At 60.6% G+C, this 19,217-nt stretch carries 17 protein-coding genes and 1 riboswitch; of the genes, 10 read left to right on the forward strand and 7 right to left on the reverse strand.

Features of this window, described 5'->3' with window-relative positions; genetic code table 11:
- Positions 1 to 105: 105 nt before the first annotated feature.
- The 5 genes from AGR13A_RS16510 to AGR13A_RS16530 form a co-directional block, all read right to left on the reverse strand.
- A complete protein-coding gene (locus AGR13A_RS16510; protein WP_139786081.1) occupies positions 106 to 600 on the reverse strand; it encodes a pseudoazurin in 495 nt (164 codons plus the stop codon).
- Positions 597 to 1,397 (reverse strand): ABC transporter ATP-binding protein, encoded by an 801-nt coding sequence (locus tag AGR13A_RS16515; RefSeq protein ID WP_035221116.1) that lies wholly within the window; start codon positions 1,395 to 1,397, stop codon positions 597 to 599. The genes AGR13A_RS16510 and AGR13A_RS16515 overlap by 4 nt, the downstream gene beginning before the upstream one ends.
- Complete coding sequence (locus AGR13A_RS16520) at positions 1,394 to 2,422, reverse strand: FecCD family ABC transporter permease (protein WP_080837636.1); 1,029 nt, start codon at positions 2,420 to 2,422, stop codon at positions 1,394 to 1,396. The genes AGR13A_RS16515 and AGR13A_RS16520 overlap by 4 nt, the downstream gene beginning before the upstream one ends.
- Complete coding sequence (locus AGR13A_RS16525) at positions 2,419 to 3,447, reverse strand: ABC transporter substrate-binding protein (protein WP_080837640.1); 1,029 nt, start codon at positions 3,445 to 3,447, stop codon at positions 2,419 to 2,421. Before AGR13A_RS16525 ends, AGR13A_RS16520 begins: the two co-directional genes overlap by 4 nt.
- A gap of 160 nt (positions 3,448 to 3,607) precedes the next feature.
- Positions 3,608 to 3,842, reverse strand: a riboswitch (cobalamin riboswitch).
- Positions 3,843 to 3,961: 119 nt separating this feature from the next.
- Positions 3,962 to 4,840 carry a GNAT family N-acetyltransferase gene (locus AGR13A_RS16530; RefSeq protein WP_080837645.1) on the reverse strand — a complete coding sequence of 293 codons (879 nt, stop codon included), beginning with the start codon at positions 4,838 to 4,840 and terminating at the stop codon, positions 3,962 to 3,964.
- A 226-nt stretch (positions 4,841 to 5,066) separates the two neighbouring features.
- Here AGR13A_RS16530 and argE point away from each other — a divergent pair, with 226 nt between their 5' ends.
- From argE to AGR13A_RS16560, 6 genes are all read left to right on the forward strand, one after another.
- On the forward strand, positions 5,067 to 6,191 hold the full coding sequence (gene argE / locus AGR13A_RS16535; protein ID WP_080837648.1) for an acetylornithine deacetylase: 1,125 nt from the start codon (positions 5,067 to 5,069) through the stop codon (positions 6,189 to 6,191).
- Positions 6,192 to 6,215: 24 nt separating this feature from the next.
- Entirely contained in the window at positions 6,216 to 7,139 is a 924-nt protein-coding gene (locus tag AGR13A_RS16540) for a 2-hydroxyacid dehydrogenase (protein WP_080837650.1), read from the forward strand.
- Positions 7,140 to 7,165: 26 nt separating this feature from the next.
- Positions 7,166 to 7,522, forward strand: coding sequence for a cupin domain-containing protein (locus AGR13A_RS16545; protein ID WP_035221138.1), 357 nt, complete (start codon positions 7,166 to 7,168; stop codon positions 7,520 to 7,522).
- Between the two features lie 259 nt (positions 7,523 to 7,781).
- Complete coding sequence (locus AGR13A_RS16550) at positions 7,782 to 9,245, forward strand: aldehyde dehydrogenase family protein (protein WP_080837652.1); 1,464 nt, start codon at positions 7,782 to 7,784, stop codon at positions 9,243 to 9,245.
- 13 nt (positions 9,246 to 9,258) lie between these two features.
- Positions 9,259 to 10,302: a tartrate dehydrogenase gene (locus tag AGR13A_RS16555; RefSeq protein ID WP_080837654.1), complete on the forward strand. Its 1,044-nt coding sequence runs from the start codon at positions 9,259 to 9,261 to the stop codon at positions 10,300 to 10,302.
- A 15-nt stretch (positions 10,303 to 10,317) separates the two neighbouring features.
- Positions 10,318 to 11,775 carry an NAD-dependent succinate-semialdehyde dehydrogenase gene (locus AGR13A_RS16560; RefSeq protein ID WP_080837656.1) on the forward strand — a complete coding sequence of 486 codons (1,458 nt, stop codon included), beginning with the start codon at positions 10,318 to 10,320 and terminating at the stop codon, positions 11,773 to 11,775.
- A 224-nt stretch (positions 11,776 to 11,999) separates the two neighbouring features.
- On the opposite strand, the gene AGR13A_RS16565 is transcribed toward AGR13A_RS16560, so the two are convergent.
- Together AGR13A_RS16565 and AGR13A_RS16570 are read right to left on the reverse strand one after the other, a co-directional pair.
- Positions 12,000 to 13,274, reverse strand: coding sequence for an NAD(P)/FAD-dependent oxidoreductase (locus AGR13A_RS16565; protein WP_080837659.1), 1,275 nt, complete (start codon positions 13,272 to 13,274; stop codon positions 12,000 to 12,002).
- Positions 13,275 to 13,289: 15 nt separating this feature from the next.
- Positions 13,290 to 13,958 carry a haloacid dehalogenase type II gene (locus AGR13A_RS16570; protein ID WP_035221404.1) on the reverse strand — a complete coding sequence of 223 codons (669 nt, stop codon included), beginning with the start codon at positions 13,956 to 13,958 and terminating at the stop codon, positions 13,290 to 13,292.
- 322 nt (positions 13,959 to 14,280) lie between these two features.
- Here AGR13A_RS16570 and AGR13A_RS16575 point away from each other — a divergent pair, with 322 nt between their 5' ends.
- From AGR13A_RS16575 to AGR13A_RS16590, 4 genes are all read left to right on the forward strand, one after another.
- Positions 14,281 to 15,117, forward strand: a complete 837-nt coding sequence (locus AGR13A_RS16575) for a GNAT family N-acetyltransferase (RefSeq protein ID WP_080837662.1) — start codon at positions 14,281 to 14,283, stop codon at positions 15,115 to 15,117.
- Positions 15,118 to 15,144: 27 nt separating this feature from the next.
- Complete coding sequence (locus AGR13A_RS16580) at positions 15,145 to 16,518, forward strand: aspartate aminotransferase family protein (protein ID WP_080837665.1); 1,374 nt, start codon at positions 15,145 to 15,147, stop codon at positions 16,516 to 16,518.
- A 255-nt stretch (positions 16,519 to 16,773) separates the two neighbouring features.
- Positions 16,774 to 17,487 (forward strand): HAD-IA family hydrolase, encoded by a 714-nt coding sequence (locus AGR13A_RS16585; protein ID WP_080837668.1) that lies wholly within the window; start codon positions 16,774 to 16,776, stop codon positions 17,485 to 17,487.
- 94 nt (positions 17,488 to 17,581) lie between these two features.
- Complete coding sequence (locus AGR13A_RS16590) at positions 17,582 to 19,192, forward strand: ABC transporter substrate-binding protein (protein WP_080837672.1); 1,611 nt, start codon at positions 17,582 to 17,584, stop codon at positions 19,190 to 19,192.
- Positions 19,193 to 19,217 lie beyond the last annotated feature (25 nt).

Genomic DNA, 19,217 nt, shown 5'->3' on the forward strand with positions numbered 1-19,217 from the left:
GCAGATGCTCGGGACAGGCCCGAGCATGACGGAGGAGAGGTTTTCGGACTTTGCCTGCACCCTCCCGGACGATCCAAACCGCCATTCAAGACTTCCGCCCGCGCCTCATTTTTCCGCCCGTTCGAAGAATTCCTCGAAGCGGGGCTTCGCGCGACCGGGCACATCCACCGTCTTATAGCTGTCCGGCAAGGTGGCCTCACCCACCTTGATCAGCATGACCATGCCCATGCCGTAATGCGGTGAGCATTTGATGCCATAAAAGCCCGGCTGCTCGAAGCCGGTCTCGAATTCTTCATTGATCCGGCTTTTGAACCCCTCGACACCTTCGGGAACCATGCCCTCGATGGTCGCGGCATTGTGGCTCTTGTGGGTCGGCACGAAGCGAACGCGATCACCGGGAGCGATCTCGAGGAAATCGGGTTCGAACACCATCGGGCCTTTTTCGCCCCGGTTCAGCATCTTCACCTCGAAAGTTTCCGCCATGGCGTGAAGGGGAAAACCAGTGATCGCAGCAAAGGCAATTCCAGCAACAACGCGAAGCGTTTTCATGTTTGGAATTACGCCAAAACCAATATTTTCGAGCGTCATCAATTTCATCATCGTGCCAGTACTTTCCTTGCGTGATCGGCTGCCCCGTGGGCCGGCAGAAAACGAATGTGGGAAAAGCCACCCTCATCCGTGGTGACAACCGCCTGCACCCCGAAAACGGAAGCGATGGTCGCCGAAGTCAGAACCTCCTGCGGTGAACCGACCGCGATCAATTCGCCCCGGTGCAAGATGGCGACACGGTCGCAGAACATGGCGGCATGGTTGAGATCGTGCAGCGCCGCCACGACGGTCAGGCCCTGCCTGCGCACCAGATCGAGCAGGCCGATCTGGTGGCCGATGTCGAGATGGTTGGTCGGCTCGTCCAGAAGCAGGATATGCGGCTCCTGCGCCAGCGCCCGGGCGATGTGCAGCCTCTGGCGTTCGCCGCCGGAAAGGTGATGCCAGCTGCGATCCGCCTTGTCCGCCATGTCGACATTTTCAAGCGCCGCATCGACAATGGCATCATCCTTTGACGACCATGCGGAAAGCGGGCCGAGATAGGGTGTGCGTCCAAGTTCGACAGCCTGTCGCGCGCTGATACGTTCGGTGGTTTCGGCCTGCTGCTCCACAAAGGCGAGCCTGCGGGCAAGCTCGCGCCGCCCGAATGAGGCAAGCGGCTCCTCGCCAAGCGTGACGTGACCTCTGCGCGGTTTGCGGATGCCGGCCAGCATGGAAAGAAGCGTGCTTTTACCCGAACCGTTCGGCCCGATAATGCCGAGGAACTCGCCGGAACCGACATCCAGTGAAACGCCGCGCACGATTTCGATGTTGCCGGCATGGAAATGCAGATCTTGGGCGGACAATCTCATGACCGACCCCTTTTCTGCCCGAGGATGAAGGCAAAGGCGGGCGCACCGACGAGCGCGGTGATGACCCCGATGGGCAGGACCTGCCCGGGAATGACGATGCGGGAGAGAATATCGGCGACGATCATGAAAATCGCCCCGGTCAGCGCCGTCACCGGCAGCAACAGCCCATGGCGAACGCCGACAAAGATACGTGCCGCATGGGGGATTACGAGGCCGACGAAGCCGATGGAACCGACCAGCGACACCATGACCGCCGTCATGATCGCCGAAACCGAGATCAGCACCGCATAGACCCAGCGCACGGGGATGCCGAGCGAGGCTGCGGCCTGGCCACCGAAGGCGAAGGCATCCAGCGCGCGGGCATACCAGAGGCATACCGCAAGACCGGCGAGGCAGACCGGCAGGGCCTGCCAGACATCCGGCCAGCGCACGCCCGAAAGATTGCCCAGAAGCCAGAACATGATGCCGCGCGCCTGTTCGGCATTGGCGGATTTTGTGACAATAAACGAGGTCATGGCGTTGAAGAGCTGCGAACCGGCGACCCCCGCCAGAATGATGGCGCTGTTGCCGTGCCCGGCCCTGACCGCCAGAAGGCTGACCAGCGAAAAAGCAACAAAAGCCCCGATCAGGGCGCCCGCCGGCATCGTCAGGAACCCGGCACCGAAGCCCAGAAGCGCCACGGCGACTGCCCCCGTTGAGGCGCCTGCGGAAATGCCGAGAATATACGGATCGGCAAGCGGATTGCGCAAAAGCGATTGCAACACCGCACCGGCGAGCGCCAGCGAGGCGCCGCAACAGGCGGCGACGACGGCGCGGCTGAGACGGTAGCTCCACACGATGCCCTCATCCAGCGGCTCCAGCGGATAACCCGCGTGGAAGACACGGTTGGCGATGGTTTTCGCCACCACATCGAAGGGAATGGCAGTCTCACCGATGGCCGCTCCGGCCATCAGCGCGACGAGCAGCAGGGCGAGCGCGGCAAAAGCCAGACCAGCCCTGCCGAGATGGACGGAAAAACCGTTCACTTGGCGAGGCCGGCGGCGGAAATCGCCTCGGCCAGCGTTTCGATGCCCTCAATCGTGCGGATTGTCGGGTTCATCGCCTGTGCGTCCATGTCAAAGACGTGTTTGTCCTTGACCGCGGGCATGATGCTGGCAACCGGATCGCTCGCGAGGAACTTGTGTTTGACGGCAACATCGTCAGCGGGGAAACGGCGACGGTCCATCTTGCCGGCGACGATCACGGTCGGATTGGCCTTGGCGATGGTTTCCCAGCCGACGGTTGGCCATTCCTCATCGCTTTCAATGACATTTTTCAGCCCGAGCGCAGACATGATGTAACCCGGCGCACCCTTGCGGCCGGCTACATAGGGATCGATATCGAGTTCGGCGCTGGAGAACCAGAAGACGGCGGAAAGCTTGCCATTCACCGAGGCAATCTTGGCGCGGGCCGCCTCTTCGCGCTTCTTCAGGTCAGCAACGACGTCTTCGCCGCGCTCCTGTACGTTGAAGATCTTGGCGAGATCGCGGACCTCCTGATAGATCAGGTCCATGGTAAAAACGGTGTTGCGCACGCCATCGCCACCGCCGGAATTGTCCTTGCCCAGGCAATCGGCGGGCGATGTATAAACGGGAATACCGAGCTCGGCGAATTGCGCCGGCGTTCCGACAACACCCTCAGGGCCGATCTGCCACTGGAACTGCGTCGTTACAAGGTCCGGCTTCTTGCCGACCACGGCCTCAAAACTCGGATCGTTGTCGGCCAGCCGCTCCACCTTGGCATTGGCCTCCTCGTAACCCTTCAGAACCGGACCGATCCACAGCGCCGTGCCCACCACCCTGTCGGCAACGCCGAGCAGATAAAGAACCTCGGTCGTGCTCTGCCCCACGGATACGGTGCGGGCAGGCGCCTGTTTGAAGGTGATCTCCTGACCGCAGCTGTTGATCGTCAGGGGATAGACCGTTTCGGCAGCCTTGGCGGAAACGGGCAAAGCCGCAAGGGCAGCGGCCAGAAAGCCGGCATAGGCCGGCAGGCGTCTAGAATGCAACATATGTTCTCCAGTCGAAATTAGATCGCTTGTTCCAGAGCAGCAGGCGTTAAAACGCGCAGCAACAGCGGAACGTCTTGTACGGAGAACAACGACGGGACGCAAACCAAATGTTATGAAATAACATTACAATCTCCTCCTCCGGGCTTCCCCGCCCGTAACGATGGTTCATATTTTGACGGCAGGTCTCCTGGCTCACGAATTTGCGCCGTTCATCTGCCTTCCCGCATTCCGCAGAACACAGTGGCATGACGCGTTGAGGCGTCACGAGGATGAGCGGCAATCCGCTTACAGTTGCGGGGGCAGCCACGGCATTGGGTCATAATAATCACCCGCACCATGTTCCCTATTAATCCCTTCGCCTTTCGGCCTCAGGAACCGTCGCTTTCTCACATAAGGGGCAAGAGGCGGGGCGTCAATTGCCAAAGCATGTATCCCGAAAGTGTGAGGGCGGACCTGGGGCAAAGACGTGGATCGAACAAATCCTGAAGCGCAACGCGTGCGTCGGCGCCGCCGTTCAACACAATGAAGGGCCTGCCAGCGCGAAAACTCTGGCAGCACCGGTGCTCACCGGTTGCGGCACGTTTTTCGACATGGTGGTGAGCGTCTCGATCACGACAAGCCCGGATTGCGTTAGAAAATCGGTGAAGGGGCCACCGCTACAGCTATTATCGAGGCGCACCAGCTGATCCTCCAGATCGGCAAAATGCCGTCTCACAAGAGCTATGGCATCCGTCTCTTCACTCGCGACCACCGGGCCAACGATGTGCCCCCGCCCCGCAGCACGGCGCAGCGCAAAAGCGATGAGACGGTCCGCCTCGAACAGACCATAGCCCGTATTCTCCCGCAGAAGTCGCTGCAAGACGCCATGGCGGGAAACACCGAAGGCCGCCCGGTCCATCGCCGCCACCGCCGGCAGATGTTCTTCCGACAGCGACTCTATCCTTCGTTTTTTGCCAGATGGCGGCGTCTCGGCAAGGCACCGTGCCTTTCCGCGAAAAAGATGCACCTTTTCCGTATCGCCGGCAAAACCAAGTCTGGAAAACAGCCGCCGCGACACATCCGTGGCGTTCAACCGAAGGGAGATGGCGGGAAACTTTCCGATCAGTTGCCGCACCAGCCACGGCGCAACGCCCTGCCCCTGCAAGCGTGGAGAGACAATGACCATGCCGAGCGTCGCAAAGCCCTGATCATAGGGAAACAGCATGGCGGTTGCGACAACGCGGTCGATCTCGTCCAGCGCCGCAAGGCCAACGCCGCACTGGCGCAGAAAACACCATTCATTGGCGTGATATCGCCACCCGACAGCCATGGAGAGCGCATGCAGATGATCGGCATCCACATCGGCAATATCTACCGTCCGCAACTCGAAACTATCGACTTTGAGCAGGTCCATGACAAGCGGCCCTCATCCCCTCCGATACGGAACCTCCGGCCCTGCAGCCCGGTCCACGACATCCGAAGATAACCAGCCACACCAGCAGGAATTTTCTGAAAGCACTGGAAGGACACAACAATCTACCGAAATCACCCGCATTTCAGCAGATAAAGGCCGCAGACCATTTTAAGCTTTTGCGATGACAATCCGGTCAAGCGCAAGCGGCCGGCCAGCGGAGACGGCCATGAACGCAATCGAAATCCTTGAGCGTCTTGTCGGTTTCCCGTCGGTGGTCGGAACCGCCAATGGCGACATTGCCGGATGGATCGCCGATTATCTGGAGAGCCACGGCGCGAAAGTATCGCTGCTTCCGGGACCGGAGGGTGACCGGGCCAATCTGTTCGCCACTTTCGGCCCGGCCGATGTCGCCGGCTATATCCTGTCCGGCCATATGGACGTCGTCCCTGCGGCAGAACCTGAATGGTCTTCCGACCCCTTTACGCTGAGAACCGAAGGCGACCGTCTTTACGGACGCGGCAGCACCGATATGAAGGGCTTTCTGGCCACGGTTCTCGCTGCCGCACCGGCATTTTCGCGTCTGGCGTTGAAACGGCCCATACACATCGCCTTTTCCTATGACGAGGAAGCGGGCTGCCGTGGCGTTCCCCACCTCATTGCCAGATTGCCGGCGCTGTGCGCACCACCGGCGGGCGCCATCATCGGTGAGCCAAGCAATATGCGGGCGGTTCGCGCACATAAAGGCAAGGCTGCGGCACGCATCACCATCCACGGACGGTCCGGCCATTCGTCGCGTCCCGATCAGGGCGTAAACGCCATCCACCTGATGACCGGCATCATGGCGAGAGCGGTTGAAACAGCGGATGCGCTGATGCAGGGGCCATTCGAAGCGACATTTGAACCGCCCTACTCCTCGTTGCAGGTGGGCACCGTCAAAGGCGGACAGGCGATCAACATCATTCCCGACCTCTGCGCAATCGAACTGGAAGCGCGGGCGATTTCAGGCGTCTCGCCGCTCGAACTTTTAGAACCGGTGCGCGGGAGCGTCGAAGCGCTTGCCACAAAGGGCGTCGATATAGAATGGACGCCGATGAGCGATTATCCGGCGCTTTCACTGGAAGCCGACGCGCCGCTCGTTCTGCTTCTGGAGGAACTGACCGGTACTCCCTGCCTTGCAGCCGTCAGCTACGGTACGGAGGCAGGCTTGTTCCAGGCGGCGGGCATTGACGCCATCATCTGTGGCCCGGGCGATATCGGCCGCGCCCACAAGCCGGACGAGTTCATAACGGCAGGCGAACTTTCGGCTTGCCAGTCGATGCTGGAAACGCTTGGTCGCCGCTGCGCGGAATAAACCTTCGGGAAGTATGGATTTCAGATGACGTTTCTCTTCAATTCCGACGCAAAACGCGGCGAGATTTTCCGACAGGCCCTGGTCGCAGAGCTGCCTGATCTGCCCTTTTCGATGGATGCGTCCAGTGTCGACCCAGATGCAGTCCGCTATCTGATTACCTGGACGGTTCCGCAGGATATCGACCGGTATCGCAATCTAGAAGTGCTGTTTTCGATCGGTGCGGGCGTCGACCAGTTTCATATCGAAGCCATCCCTCAAACGGTGAAGGTCGTGCGCATGGTGGATGAGGGCATCATTCGCATGATGCAGGAGTATGTCTGCCTCGGCGTACTTGCCCTTCACCGCAACCTGCCGGTCTATCTGAAGCAGCAGCGCCAGCAACTGTGGAAAGCCCTGCCCCAGCGGCAGGCGGAAGAGTGCCGGGTGGGCGTTCTCGGCCTTGGCATGCTGGGCATCGCGGCGCTGGAGCGACTGAAACCCTTCGGTTTCCCGCTGTCCGGCTGGAGCCGCTCGCCACGCGAGATCGAAGGCGTCACCTGCCACCATGGTGACGACGGGCTGACCACCATCCTCTCCACCAGCGATATTCTCGTCTGCCTGCTGCCGCTGACCGGCGAGACCACGGGCCTTCTGAATGCCGGGCGTCTGGCGATGCTTCCCGAAGGCGCCGCTCTGGTTCACGCCGGGCGCGGCAGGCAGCTCGACCATGACGCCCTCATCGATGCGCTGGATGGCGGCAGGCTTTCAGGCGCTGTCGTCGATGTCACCGATCCGGAGCCCCTGCCGGAAAACCATCGTTTCTGGACACACCCGAAAATTCTCCTGACGCCGCATATCGCCAGCGTCACCCAGCCCCATTCCGCCGCCCGCACCGTTGTCGAAAACATCAAACGATACCAATCCGGCCTCGACCCGCTCGGCCTCGTCGACCGCAGCCGTGGATATTGATCACACCGTTCCAAGAAAGGACACCCATGCCGCTCCTCAAGACAATCGACACTCACCCCGCCTTCGAACCGAAGACTGCCAAGGTCGCGCCTGAACGCCTTGTCTCCGGCGATCCGACAACCAGGGTCTGGGCGCTGGACGAAGCCCGCGACGGTACCGTGCGCACCGGCATCTTCGAAGCAACCCCCGGTGAAAACCGCTCGATCAAGGGCGAGACCTTCGAGTTCTGCCATATCGTTGAAGGCGTTATCGAAATCACCCCGGAAGGTGGCGAACCGCAGCGTTATACCGCAGGCGACAGCTTCGTCATGAAGCCCGGTTTCGTCGGCGTCTGGAAGACCATCGAAACGGTTCGCAAGATCTACGTTACCGTTAACGGATGATCCGGAACTCGGCCGTTTTCGAAAGGCTGTGATCTTCCGCGCAAGTCGTGCGGAAATTGAGCACCGGGTGTTTGAAACGGTCGATTTCGAGCGGACAAGCACCCGTTACTGCCTGTGACCGGCGACCCAAATCCGCCGCCGAAGATTGCGCTGTCTGCCGCCTGTAAAACAGGATTTTCGTTCACCACCCCCATCGCAGTCGGTCGATGCTGCTTGCCTTCAGGGGGTAGCGTTAAGGCATATCCAAAGAGGATTCCCCATGACGCTCAGCTTCGATCCAGACAGCCTGTCCCTGCCGATCGGCCACTTCATCGGCAACCGGCTGATCCCGGCTAAAAACGGCATCGACATGCACCGCCCTTCGGACGGCATCGAATATGCCGGTTGCCCCAAGGCGGATGCGGCGTTGGTCGATGAAGCGGTGCAAACCGCCAAGGCCGCATTGAAGAGCAGCAACTGGGGCGGCGTGCGGCCGCGCGAGCGCACAAAGGTCTTGCAACGCTGGGCCGACCTGATCGAGCAGGAAGCCGAGACGCTGGCGAAGATCGAGGCGCTGTCCTCGACGCGGCCGGTGGGCCAGCTGATTTCAGGCGATATCGCCGTTACCGCCGAACAGATCCGTTTCTTTGCCGAGTTTGCCGACAAGGAAGGCGGCGATCTGGTGCCGACCGACGATGCGAGCCTCGGCATGATCATGACCGAGCCCTATGGCGTCGTCGGCGCCATCACACCGTGGAATTTCCCCGTCTCCATGGCCGGCTGGAAGCTCGGCCCGGCGCTCGCGGCAGGCAATGCCGTCGTGCTGAAACCATCGGAAATGACGCCTTTCTCCAGCATCTTCATGGCGCAGCTGGCGATCAAGGCAGGACTGCCCGCCGGCCTCATCAACATCGTACTGGGCGACGGGCCCGTGACCGGTAATGCCATCACCGGACACCCTGACATCTCCAAGGTCAGCTTCACCGGCTCCACCGCCGCGGGCGCCGCCATCATGGCCAATATCGCCCGCACCGGCATCAAGCCCATGACGCTGGAACTCGGCGGCAAGAGCCCGCAACTGGTCTTTGCCGATGCCGATATAGAGAAGGCGGCAGCGGCCATCGCCGGCAATATCCTCTCCAATGCCGGGCAGGCCTGCGTTGCGGGCTCGCGCATCATCGTCGAGGAAAGTGCGGCGGATGCCCTTTCCACGGCCATCATCGCCCGCATGAAGGCAGTGAAACCCGGCCCGACCTGGGACGAGACGACGCAATATTCGCCGATCATCTCCGAGGTGCAGCGCAAGCGCATCGACGGCATCGTGCAGGCAGCGGTCGCCCATGGCGGCGAATGCCTGACGGGCGGCGCAGTGATGGATGGTCCCGGCTATTTCTATCAGCCGACGCTGATCGCCAATGTCGACCAGACCTCCCCTGCCGTCACCGAGGAAATCTTTGGCCCGGTGCTGACGCTGCAGACCTTCCGCACGGAAGAAGAGGCTCTGGCGCTTTCCGACCATCCGACCTACGGTTTGGCGGCCGGGCTTTTCAGCCGGGATATCTCGCGTGTCATGCGCCTGTCGCGCGCCATTCAGGCAGGCACGATCTGGGTCAACCGTTATGGCCGTTCGCGCGACCATATATTGCCGACCGGCGGTTACAAACGTTCCGGTATCGGCAAGGATCTCGGACGGGAGGCCTATCTCGCCAACCGCAAGAGCAAAAGCGTCCTTATCGGACTGTAACAGGGGTAATGTCTTGAAAACGCATCGCATCGCACTCATTCCCGGAGACGGCATCGGCAAAAGCGTGACGGACGCCGCATGGCAGGTGCTCAACGCCGCTGCCGAAGGCTCCGGTTTTGCGCTCGAAGGAACGGAATTCCCCTGGTCCTGCGCCTTCTACAAGGAAACCGGCGCGATGATGCCGAAGGACGGCATCGAAACCCTGCGCGGCTTCGACGCCATTCTGCTCGGCGCCGTCGGCTGGCCGGCGGAAGTGCCGGACTCCGTCTCGCTGCACGGCCTGCTGCTGCCGATCCGCAAGGCCTTCGTGCAATATGCCAACATCCGCCCGCACCGGCTTCTGCCCGGTGTGCAGGGACCTTTGAAGGCCGATGGCTTCGACATTCTCTGCATCCGTGAAAATACCGAGGGCGAATATTCCGGCGCCGGCGGCCGCGTGCACCAGGGCACCGACGATGAAGTTGCCGTCGAAACCTCGATCTTCACCCGCAAGGGTGTGGAGCGCATCCTGCGTTTCGGCTTCGAACAGGCGCAGAAACGTCGCGGCAAGCTCGCCTCCATCACCAAGTCCAATGCCCAGAAATATTCGATGGTGTTCTGGGACGAGGTGACCCACAAGCTCACCGCTGAATATCCCGATGTCGAGGTTTCCAGCTATCATATCGACGCCATGGCGGCCCGCATGGTTATGGCCCCGGAAAGCCTCGATGTCGTGGTCGCCTCCAACCTCTTCGGCGATATTCTGACCGATCTCGGCGCAGCCATTCAGGGCGGCCTCGGCTTTGCCGCCTCCGCCAATATCAATCCCGACCGCAGCGCGCCTTCCATGTTCGAGCCGGTGCACGGTTCGGCCCCGGATATCGCCCATCTCGGCATCGCCAACCCCATCGCCGCCATCTGGTCCGGCGCGATGATGTTAGAGCATCTCGGCGAAAAGGACGCGGCCGTCAGGATCATGGCAGCGCTGGAAAAGGCGACCGGCCGGGGTATCGGCACCGTGCCGGGCAAGGACAAGACGGACGCCATTACCGCTGCGGTTCTCGCGGCGCTCGACTGATTTCGGAGAATTATGATGCAGGGCTTGAAGGACAAGGAACTTTTTCGCCAGACGGGCTTGATCGGCGGCGCGTGGAAGGCCGCGGCATCGGGCAAGGCGGTCGACGTGATCGACCCGGCGACGCAGGCGGTGATTGGCACCGTGCCGGATATGGACGGCGGGGAAACCCGCGCGGCAATCGAAGCCGCCAATGCCGCCTTCGGTTCGTGGAAAAAGAAAACCCACGCGGAGCGCGCAGCGCTTCTCGAAAAATGGTTCGCGCTGATGATCGACAATGTCGACGATCTCGGCCTGATCCTGACCACCGAACAGGGCAAGCCGCTCGATGAGGCAAAGGGCGAAATCCGCTATGGCGCGTCCTTCGTCAAATGGTTTGCTGAAGAGGCCCGGCGTATCAGTGGCGGCACCATCCCCTCACCGACGCCGGATCGCCGCATCGTGGTGCTGAAAGAAGCAGTCGGCGTCTGCGGCATCATCACGCCGTGGAACTTCCCGAACGCCATGATCACCCGAAAGGTCGCGCCCGCACTTGCGGCCGGCTGCACCGTGGTGATCAAACCTTCGGAATTCACGCCCTATTCGGCCCTGGCGCTCGGCGTGCTCGCCGAACGGGCCGGCATTCCCGCGGGCGTCATCAACATCGTCACCGGTATGCCAACGGAAATCGGCAACGAAATCATGGCCAACGAGACGGTTCGGAAAATTTCCTTCACCGGCTCCACCCGTGTCGGCTCGCTTTTGATGCGGGGGGCTGCCGACAGCGTCAAGCGCCTGTCGCTGGAACTGGGCGGCAATGCGCCCTTCATCGTGTTCGACGATGCCGATCTCGATCTCGCCATCGAAGGCGCTCTGGTTTCGAAATTCCGCAACGGCGGCCAGACCTGCGTCTGCGCCAACCGTATTCTCGTGCAGTCGAGCGTTTATGACGCGTTTGCGAAAAAACTGGCGGATCGCGTCGATGCCATGCGGGTCGGACCCGGAACGGAAGCAGGCGTTTCCATCGGCCCGATGATCAACGAGCCGGCCATCGCCAAGATCCGCGCCCATATCGATGACGCCGTTTCCAAGGGCGCAAAGATCATCACGAGGCCGCACGATCTGCCGGAAGGTCCGCAATATACCGCCCCCGTGGTGCTGACCGGCGCCACGACCGGGATGCGGCTGGCAAGCGAAGAAACCTTCGGACCGGTGGCACCGCTCTTCCGTTTCGAGACGGAAGAAGAAGCCATCGCCATCGCCAACGGCACGCCCTTCGGCCTCGCCGCTTATTTCTATACCGAAAGCCTGAAACGCGCCTGGCGTGTGGGCGAGGCGCTGGAATTCGGCATGGTCGGCCTCAACACCGGCGCGATCTCCACCGAAGTCGCCCCCTTTGGCGGCGTCAAGCAATCCGGCCTCGGCCGTGAGGGCGCACAGGTCGGCATCGAGGAATATCTGGAGATCAAGACGTTTCATATTGGCGGGCTTGCCTGACGCCTGTTTTTCTCCCCGCCTAAAGGGCCGCTCCGCGGCCCTTCTTTTTGTGTGGAGGCAACAAAAAAGCGGCCTGGAGGCCGCTGGAATATGGAGATGCCCCTCTCCTCCGTCATCCTCGGGCTTGACCCGAGGATCCATTCTTCCGCGGCCGTGGATCCTCGGGTCAAGCCCGAGGATGACGTCGAGTGTGGAAGCGGCCTCTCAGCGTCGACCCCCGACTTCTACTGAATCTTGTCCAGCATCTTGTAATAGAGGCCCACGATCGGCAGGAACCACGGCTTGCCGAAATGACCCGGCACCGCTGGCCATTCCAGCCCCTTCAGGGGATTGTTATCCGGCCGTCCGAGAATGGCGTCGGCCATGATCATGCCGAGATGGGTGGAAAGCTGCGCACCGTGGCCGGAATAGCCCATGGCGTACCAGACGCCGTCATGGAAACCGGCGCGCGGATAACGGTCCTTGGTCATGTCCACCAGACCGCCCCAGCAATAATCGATCGGCACATGCGAAAGCTGCGGGAAGATGCGATGCAGGCTTTCCGTCAGGATCGCACCGCTTTTGGCGTCCGAACGCTGGTCCGACGTGGCGGAAAAGCGTGCACGGCCGCCGAAGATCAGCCGGTTATCCGGCGCGAGCCGGAAATAATTGCCGATATTCATGGAGTTGACATAGGTGCGGTTGCCCGGAACCGAGGCCTGAACCTCGGCATCCGTCAGCGGCCGCGTGGCGATGATGAAGCTACCGACGGCGATGATGCGGCGACGGAAATAGCTAAAACCAGAGGGTGTGTAGGCGCCGGTCGCCACAAGAACATTGTTGGCCGTCACCTTGCCGCGCGGGGTTTCCAGTTCATGGGTCCTGCCGTTCTGGATGTGCTTCGTCACCGCCGCATTTTCGAAGATCACCGCGCCATGACGGCTGGCGGCTTCGGCAAGGCCGGCCACATAGCGGCCCATATGCATCATCGCGCTCTTCTTCGAGAGCATCGCGCCATAAAAGGGCGAGCCTATCTCCGCCTTGAGATCGGCGGCGGACAGAAGCGCCGTATCGGGATCGACCTCGGCATGCAGCGCCTCGAAATTCTTCGCCAGACCTTCGAAATGCTGCGGTTTGGAGGCGAGCTTCAGCTTGCCCGAGCGGCGGAAGTTGCAATCGATGCCTTCCTCCGCGATCAGCGCCTCCAGCGTATCGATGGAGGAATCGAGCGCCCTGTAGAGGGCGATCGCGCGTTCCTTGCCGAGTTCGGCCTTGGCGGAGAGATAGGAATGGGCGAGACCATTGTTGAGATGCCCGCCATTGCGGCCGGAAGCGCCCCAGCCGACCCGCTCCCCTTCAAGAACGACCACCCGCGCGCCGGCCTTGGCCAGCTGGCGCGCGGCCCCGAGACCGGTGAAACCTCCACCGATGACGGCGACATCATAGTGACCTTCGACGGGACCTTGCGCGGCACCTGAAAATTGCGGCGCGGTATCGTGCCAATAGGAGACGAACTTCATGGTCCCGACCTTTCCTTACAATCCAACCACGCCTGCCAGGCCGGAAATATCGGCGATTTCGACATAACCGTAATAGGGATTGGCGGGCTCGTGACCACGATTGACCCAGACCTTGTTCTTGATACCGAGATCATGGGCCGACATCAGATCGTAACGGAACGAGGAGGAAACATGCAGCATGTCTTCCGGACCGCAACCCAGCATGTCGAACATGTATTCGAAAGCCTTGAAGCGCGGCTTGTAGGCCTGCGCCTGCTCGGCGGTGTAAACCGCGTGGAAGGGCGCGCCAAGCTTTTCGACATTCGACATGATCTGCGAATTCATGGCGTTGGACAGGATGACGAGAGGAATTTCCTTCGCAACCTTGGCAAGCCCGGCCGGAACATCGGCATGCGGGCCCCAGGTCGGAACGCGCTCGTAAACGAAGGTGGCATCTTCATCCTTGAAGGCCACGCCATTGCGCTTGCAGCTGCGCGAAAGCGAATTGTGAACCACCTGGGCATAGGGCTTCCAGTCGCCCATGATCTCATCCAGACGATAGGCCGCAAAATTCTTGATGAACTGTTGCATCTGCGCTTCGTCGAGACGATCGCCATAAAGATCGCGGGCGGCCTCTGCCATCTGGAAATTGATCAGCGTGCCGTAGCAATCGAAGGAGATGTATTTCGGGCGGAAGATGGTCATGTCGTCGTCATCCTTGCTTGGGGATCGGCCGTGCCGGAATGAATTGATCATAGAAAGCCTTTACCCGGTCGGCGCACCGCAATTGCCATCAGCGGAAGCAGATTGTTGCGTATGCAGCCGCCAGTTTGGCAGAGAGTTGCGTTGAGGCAAACCGGAAGTAATCGTCGGTCCCCGGTTTAAGCCCGGATGCGGATAAGATGCGGCATAAGATGCGGCGGCGGATAAAAGTAACAGCGAAACATATCGAACCTTCCCATTTGTCGGGACAATCTTCTTCCCGCCTCGGTCTATCAATGAATAAGCAGAAAAATGGAGTTCCGGCATGCAAGCGAGCCTGATCGATATCCAAACATTTCAACCGGACCACCTCGATGCGGCCGTTGAACTTTCCCGTCAGGCCGGCTGGCCGCACCGGAAGGAAGACTGGGCGCTGGTTCTTTCCCTGAGCAAGGGTTTTATCGCCGTGGAAAATGGACGCGTCGTCGGAACCGCCATGGCGACGATGCTCGGGGATACCTGCGCCACCGTCAATATGGTGATCGTGGACGAGAGCATGCGCGGCCGCGGTCTCGGGCGTCAGCTGATGAAAGCTGCGATGGATGCAGCAGAAAATCGCGAGTGCCGTCTGGTGGCCACGGCTGATGGCCTGCCTCTCTACGAAAAAATGGGCTTCGCCGCCTGCGGTGAAGTACTTCAGCATCAGGGCACTCCCGTAGAGACAAACAGGCCGCAGGGTGTGGCCTGGGCGGAAACCATTGATCCCGCCGAACTTGCCGCACTCGATGCGCAGGCTTTTGGCGCGGACCGCACCGCGCTCTTTGCAGTGCTTGCCGAAAGGGCGCGTTTCGCACTTGTGCAGGAACAGGGCGTCATCAGGGGCTTTGCCGCCCTTCGCGCTTTCGGGCGTGGCGAAGTCATCGGCCCGGTAGTGGCGGAAAATGCTGAAATCGCTAAAAAACTGATCGCATTCGTGTTTTCGCAACGTCCCGGCGCTTTTCTTCGTGTGGACACCACGGCCGACACGGGCCTTGCCCCCTGGCTTACCGAACACGGTCTTGGCCATGTCGGCGGCGGCATCGCCATGCGCCGGCCGAAGGCCGAAATCTCCGCTGACAAAAAACTGAAAACATTCGCATTGACCAGCCAGGCGCTGGGCTGACCTGCAGGGCTGAATCTGGAGAGACCCATGTTAAGCAATTCACTGATCGAACTGGACCGCGCCCATCTGGTGCACCCCGTCTCCTCCTTCCGCGGCCATGAAAAGCTGGGCGTGCGGGTGCTGCAATCGGCAAAGGGCGCCACGGTCACCGACATGACTGGCCACCAGCTCATCGACGGTTTTGCCGGCCTCTGGTGCGTCAATGCCGGTTATGGCCATGACAGTATTGTCGAAGCGGCGGCAAAGCAGATGCGGGAACTGCCCTATGCGACTGCCTATTTCGACATTGGCAGCGAACCGGCGATCCGGCTGGCCTCCGAGCTTGCGGACCGCGCGCCAGGCGATCTCAACCACGTTTATTTCACCCTTGGCGGTTCCGATGCGGTCGATAGCACCATTCGCTTCATCCGCTATTACTGGCACGCCAAGGGCCAACCGCAGCGCGACCAGTTCATTTCCATCGAACAGGGTTATCACGGCTCCACCACCGCCGGCTCGGGCCTCACCGCCCTGCCCGCCTTCCATGCCGGTTTCGGCGTGCCTTACGACTGGCAGCATAAAATCCCGTCGCATTACGCCTATCGCAATCCGGTCGGCAACGATCCGGCCGCCATCATCGCCTCCTCCCTGCAAATTCTGAAAGACAAGATCGAAGCCATCGGCCCTGATCGGGTCGCCGCTTTTTATGCCGAGCCCATTCAGGGGTCAGGCGGTGTTCTCGTCCCGCCGCCAGGCTGGATCAAGGCGATGCGTGAGCTCTGCCGTTCCTATGGCATCCTCTTCGTCGCCGATGAAGTCATCACCGGCTTTGGCCGCACGGGACCACTGTTTGCCTGTGCCGACGAGGATATCGTTCCGGACTTCATCACCGCCGCCAAGGGCCTCACCTCCGGCTATGTGCCGATGGGCGCCGTCTTCATGGCCGACCATGTTTATGATACAATAGCCGACTTTGCCGGCGATGCGGCCGTCGGGCACGGTTATACCTATTCCGCCCACCCCGTCAGCGCCGCCGTTGGTCTCGAAGTGCTGAAACTTTATGAGGGCGGGCTGCTGGAAAACGGCCGCCGTGCCGGTCAGCGGCTGATGGCCGGACTGGAAAGCCTCAGAAGCCACCCGCTGGTTGGTGACGTCCGTGGTCGCGGCATGCTCGCCGCCATCGAGCTTGTAACCGACAAGGAAAGGAAAACCCCGCTGCCGGCAGCGGCGGCCCCTGCACGCAAGGTTTTCGATCGCGCCTGGGAAAACGGTTTGATCGTGCGCGCCTTCGCAAATGGCATCCTCGGTTATGCGCCGCCACTCTGCTGCACCGATAGCGAGATCGACGCCATTGTAGAGCGCACCCTGAAAACCCTAGACCAGACGCTCGAGGACCCGGCCGTGCGGGCAGTGGTCGCCTGAGGCGAAAGACGGAAATCGTTGCGGCACCTTCTCGAAATGTCGCAACGCCGCACATATTCGCAATATTCTGCTAAAGAGCCGATCCTTTTCGGCGAATCCGGCGTGCTGGAAGTGCCAAACTAACCCTAGAAAAAGCACTAAACACCACGAAAACAGGTGTTTTCAAGAATGGGAACGGGGCAAGGATCCCGTCCGGGAACAGAATAAAATGCCGCAACCTCCCCAAGAGACGAGGCGGCACAGCGGAGACCGACATTGTCAAAAAAACTGAGTGACTTCAAATATATGAGCTTCGACGTGGTGGGAACCCTCATCGATTTCGAAGGCGGCCTGAAATCAACCCTGACACAGATTGGCGCCGAACACGGCGTTGAGGTCGATGGTGAAAAAGCGCTCGGTCTTTACCGCGCGGCGCGTTACTCCGATGCGACCGACCTGTTTCCGGACGATCTCGTCCGTGTCTACCTGATCATTGCTCCAGAACTGGGCTTGCCGGCGGAGCGCGCCCTTGGCGAACGTCTGCGCGATGCGGCAAAGACCTGGAAAGGTTTCGAAGACAGCCGTGCCGCCATGGCAGAGCTTGCAAAGACGCATCGTCTGATCGCCATGACCAATGCCCAGCGCTGGGCTTTCGAATATTTCTCAAAGGAACTCGGCAATCCCTTTTATGCGGCGTTCACGGCGGATGATACCGGCACTGAAAAACCGGACCCCGCCTTCTTCGAAAAGGTTTTTGCCTTTGTTGAGAGCGAAGGCGCATCGAAGGACGACATCCTGCATGTGGCACAAAGCCAGTACCACGATATCGGCATTTCCCGGAAGCTCGGCATGACCAATTGCTGGATCGAGCGTCGTCACGCCCAGAAGGGATATGGCGGCACGATCGAGCCGGAAAACTTTACCCAGCCGGACTATCACTTCACATCCATGGCCGGCCTGGCCGAGGCCGCGAAACAGACAGGCGGCTGAACCGCCTTTGCCTATCGCATGGCGCGAACTGGGACGCGACGTGCCGGAAATTTCTCAAGACGCATTTTAACAAATCATACAAAAGGGGAAGACCATGAGTGACAGGATTACAAACTGGACCCGCTCCGACGATGCCGCCGTTGAACAGGCGATCCGACGCGGTGCAACGCGGCGCGAACTGCTTCACATGATGCTGGCGGGCGGCGTGGCGCTTTCCGCCGGTTCGGCCATTCTGGGCCGTGCCTCGCAGGCCGTGGCGGCCACGCCCGTTTCCGGCGGTTCGCTGAAGGCGGCGGGCTGGTCGTCGTCGACGGCCGATACGCTCGACCCGGCGAAAGCCTCGCTATCCACGGACTATGTCCGCTGCTGCGCGCTCTACAACCGGCTGAGCTTCCTTGATGTTTCCGGCACGCCGCAGATGGAACTGGCCGAATCCATCGAATCGAAAGATGCCAAGACCTGGACGGTAAAACTGCGTTCCGGCGTTACCTTCCATGACGGCAAGGCGCTGACCGCCGACGACGTGGTCTACTCGCTGAAACGCCATCTTGATCCGGCAGTCGGCTCCAAGGTCGCCAAGATCGCCGCCCAGATGACTGGCTTCAAGGCTGTCGACAAGAGCACCGTGGAAATCACGCTTTCAAATGCGAATGCCGACCTACCATCGATTCTGGCCCTGCACCATTTCATGATCGTCGCCGATGGCACCACGGATTTCTCCAAGGGCAACGGCACCGGCGCCTTCAAGCTTGAAAAATTCGAGCCGGGCGTGCGTTCGATCATGGCCAAGAATACCAATTACTGGAAGTCCGGCGGCCCGCACATCGACAGTTTCGAATTCATGGCGATCTCCGACGACAATGCCCGCGTCAACGCCCTTCTTTCCGGCGATATCCAGCTTGCTGCCGCCATCAATCCGCGTGCGCTTCGCCTGCTGGACAAGCAGGAAGGCGTCGTTCTGTCAAAGACGACATCCGGCAACTATACGAACCTCAACATGAGGTTGGACCAGGCGCCCGGCAACAATGCCGATTTCGTTGCCGGCATGAAGTCGATCGTCAATCGCGAACAGATCGTCAAGGCGGCCCTGCGCGGCCTCGGCGAAGTCGGCAACGACCAGCCGGTGCCGCCGATGAACCCCTATCACAATCCGGACCTGAAGCCGAAAGCCTTCGACCCGGATAAGGCGAAGTTCCACTTCGAAAAGGCAGGTCTTATCGGCCAGTCCATTCCGGTGATCGCGTCGGATGCGGCAGCCTCTTCCGTCGACATGGCGATGATCATCCAGGCGTCCGCCGCCGAAATCGGCGTCAAGCTCGACGTACAGCGTGTTCCCTCGGATGGCTACTGGAGCAATTACTGGCTGAAGGCGCCAGTTCACTTCGGCAACATCAATCCGCGCCCCACGCCGGACATCCTCTTCTCCCTGCTCTACGCCTCCGACGCGCCGTGGAACGAAAGCCAGTACAAGTCGCCCAAGTTCGACAAGATGATGCTCGAAGCACGCGGCATGCTGGACCTTGAAAAGCGCAAGCAGATCTACTTCGAACTGGAAACGATGATCGCCGACGAAGCCGGCACCATCATTCCGGCCTATATTTCGAATGTCGACGCCATCAGCTCCAAGCTGAAGGGGCTGGAAGCCAATCCCCTCGGCGGCATGATGGGTTACGCCTTTGCGGAATACGTCTGGCTCGAAGCCTGATAGACCATGGGGCCGGGCGTGGAAG

Source organism: Agrobacterium genomosp. 13 str. CFBP 6927 (assembly GCA_900012615.1).
Classification (GTDB): domain Bacteria; phylum Pseudomonadota; class Alphaproteobacteria; order Rhizobiales; family Rhizobiaceae; genus Agrobacterium.

What these genes read in the sequence shown, in the direction of transcription:
- AGR13A_RS16530 (WP_080837645.1), bottom strand. Translation starts at nt 4,840, where the DNA reads ATGGACCTGCTCAAAGTCGATAGTTTCGAGTTGCGGACGGTAGATATT.
- AGR13A_RS16545 (WP_035221138.1), top strand. Translation starts at nt 7,166, where the DNA reads ATGCCGCTCCTCAAGACAATCGACACTCACCCCGCCTTCGAACCGAAG.
- AGR13A_RS16560 (WP_080837656.1), top strand. Translation starts at nt 10,318, where the DNA reads ATGCAGGGCTTGAAGGACAAGGAACTTTTTCGCCAGACGGGCTTGATC.
- AGR13A_RS16515 (WP_035221116.1), bottom strand. Translation starts at nt 1,397, where the DNA reads ATGAGATTGTCCGCCCAAGATCTGCATTTCCATGCCGGCAACATCGAA.
- AGR13A_RS16590 (WP_080837672.1), top strand. Translation starts at nt 17,582, where the DNA reads ATGAGTGACAGGATTACAAACTGGACCCGCTCCGACGATGCCGCCGTT.
- AGR13A_RS16575 (WP_080837662.1), top strand. Translation starts at nt 14,281, where the DNA reads ATGCAAGCGAGCCTGATCGATATCCAAACATTTCAACCGGACCACCTC.
- AGR13A_RS16540 (WP_080837650.1), top strand. Translation starts at nt 6,216, where the DNA reads ATGACGTTTCTCTTCAATTCCGACGCAAAACGCGGCGAGATTTTCCGA.
- AGR13A_RS16550 (WP_080837652.1), top strand. Translation starts at nt 7,782, where the DNA reads ATGACGCTCAGCTTCGATCCAGACAGCCTGTCCCTGCCGATCGGCCAC.
- AGR13A_RS16570 (WP_035221404.1), bottom strand. Translation starts at nt 13,958, where the DNA reads ATGACCATCTTCCGCCCGAAATACATCTCCTTCGATTGCTACGGCACG.
- AGR13A_RS16510 (WP_139786081.1), bottom strand. Translation starts at nt 600, where the DNA reads ATGATGAAATTGATGACGCTCGAAAATATTGGTTTTGGCGTAATTCCA.
- argE (WP_080837648.1), top strand. Translation starts at nt 5,067, where the DNA reads ATGAACGCAATCGAAATCCTTGAGCGTCTTGTCGGTTTCCCGTCGGTG.
- AGR13A_RS16580 (WP_080837665.1), top strand. Translation starts at nt 15,145, where the DNA reads ATGTTAAGCAATTCACTGATCGAACTGGACCGCGCCCATCTGGTGCAC.
- AGR13A_RS16525 (WP_080837640.1), bottom strand. Translation starts at nt 3,447, where the DNA reads ATGTTGCATTCTAGACGCCTGCCGGCCTATGCCGGCTTTCTGGCCGCT.
- AGR13A_RS16565 (WP_080837659.1), bottom strand. Translation starts at nt 13,274, where the DNA reads ATGAAGTTCGTCTCCTATTGGCACGATACCGCGCCGCAATTTTCAGGT.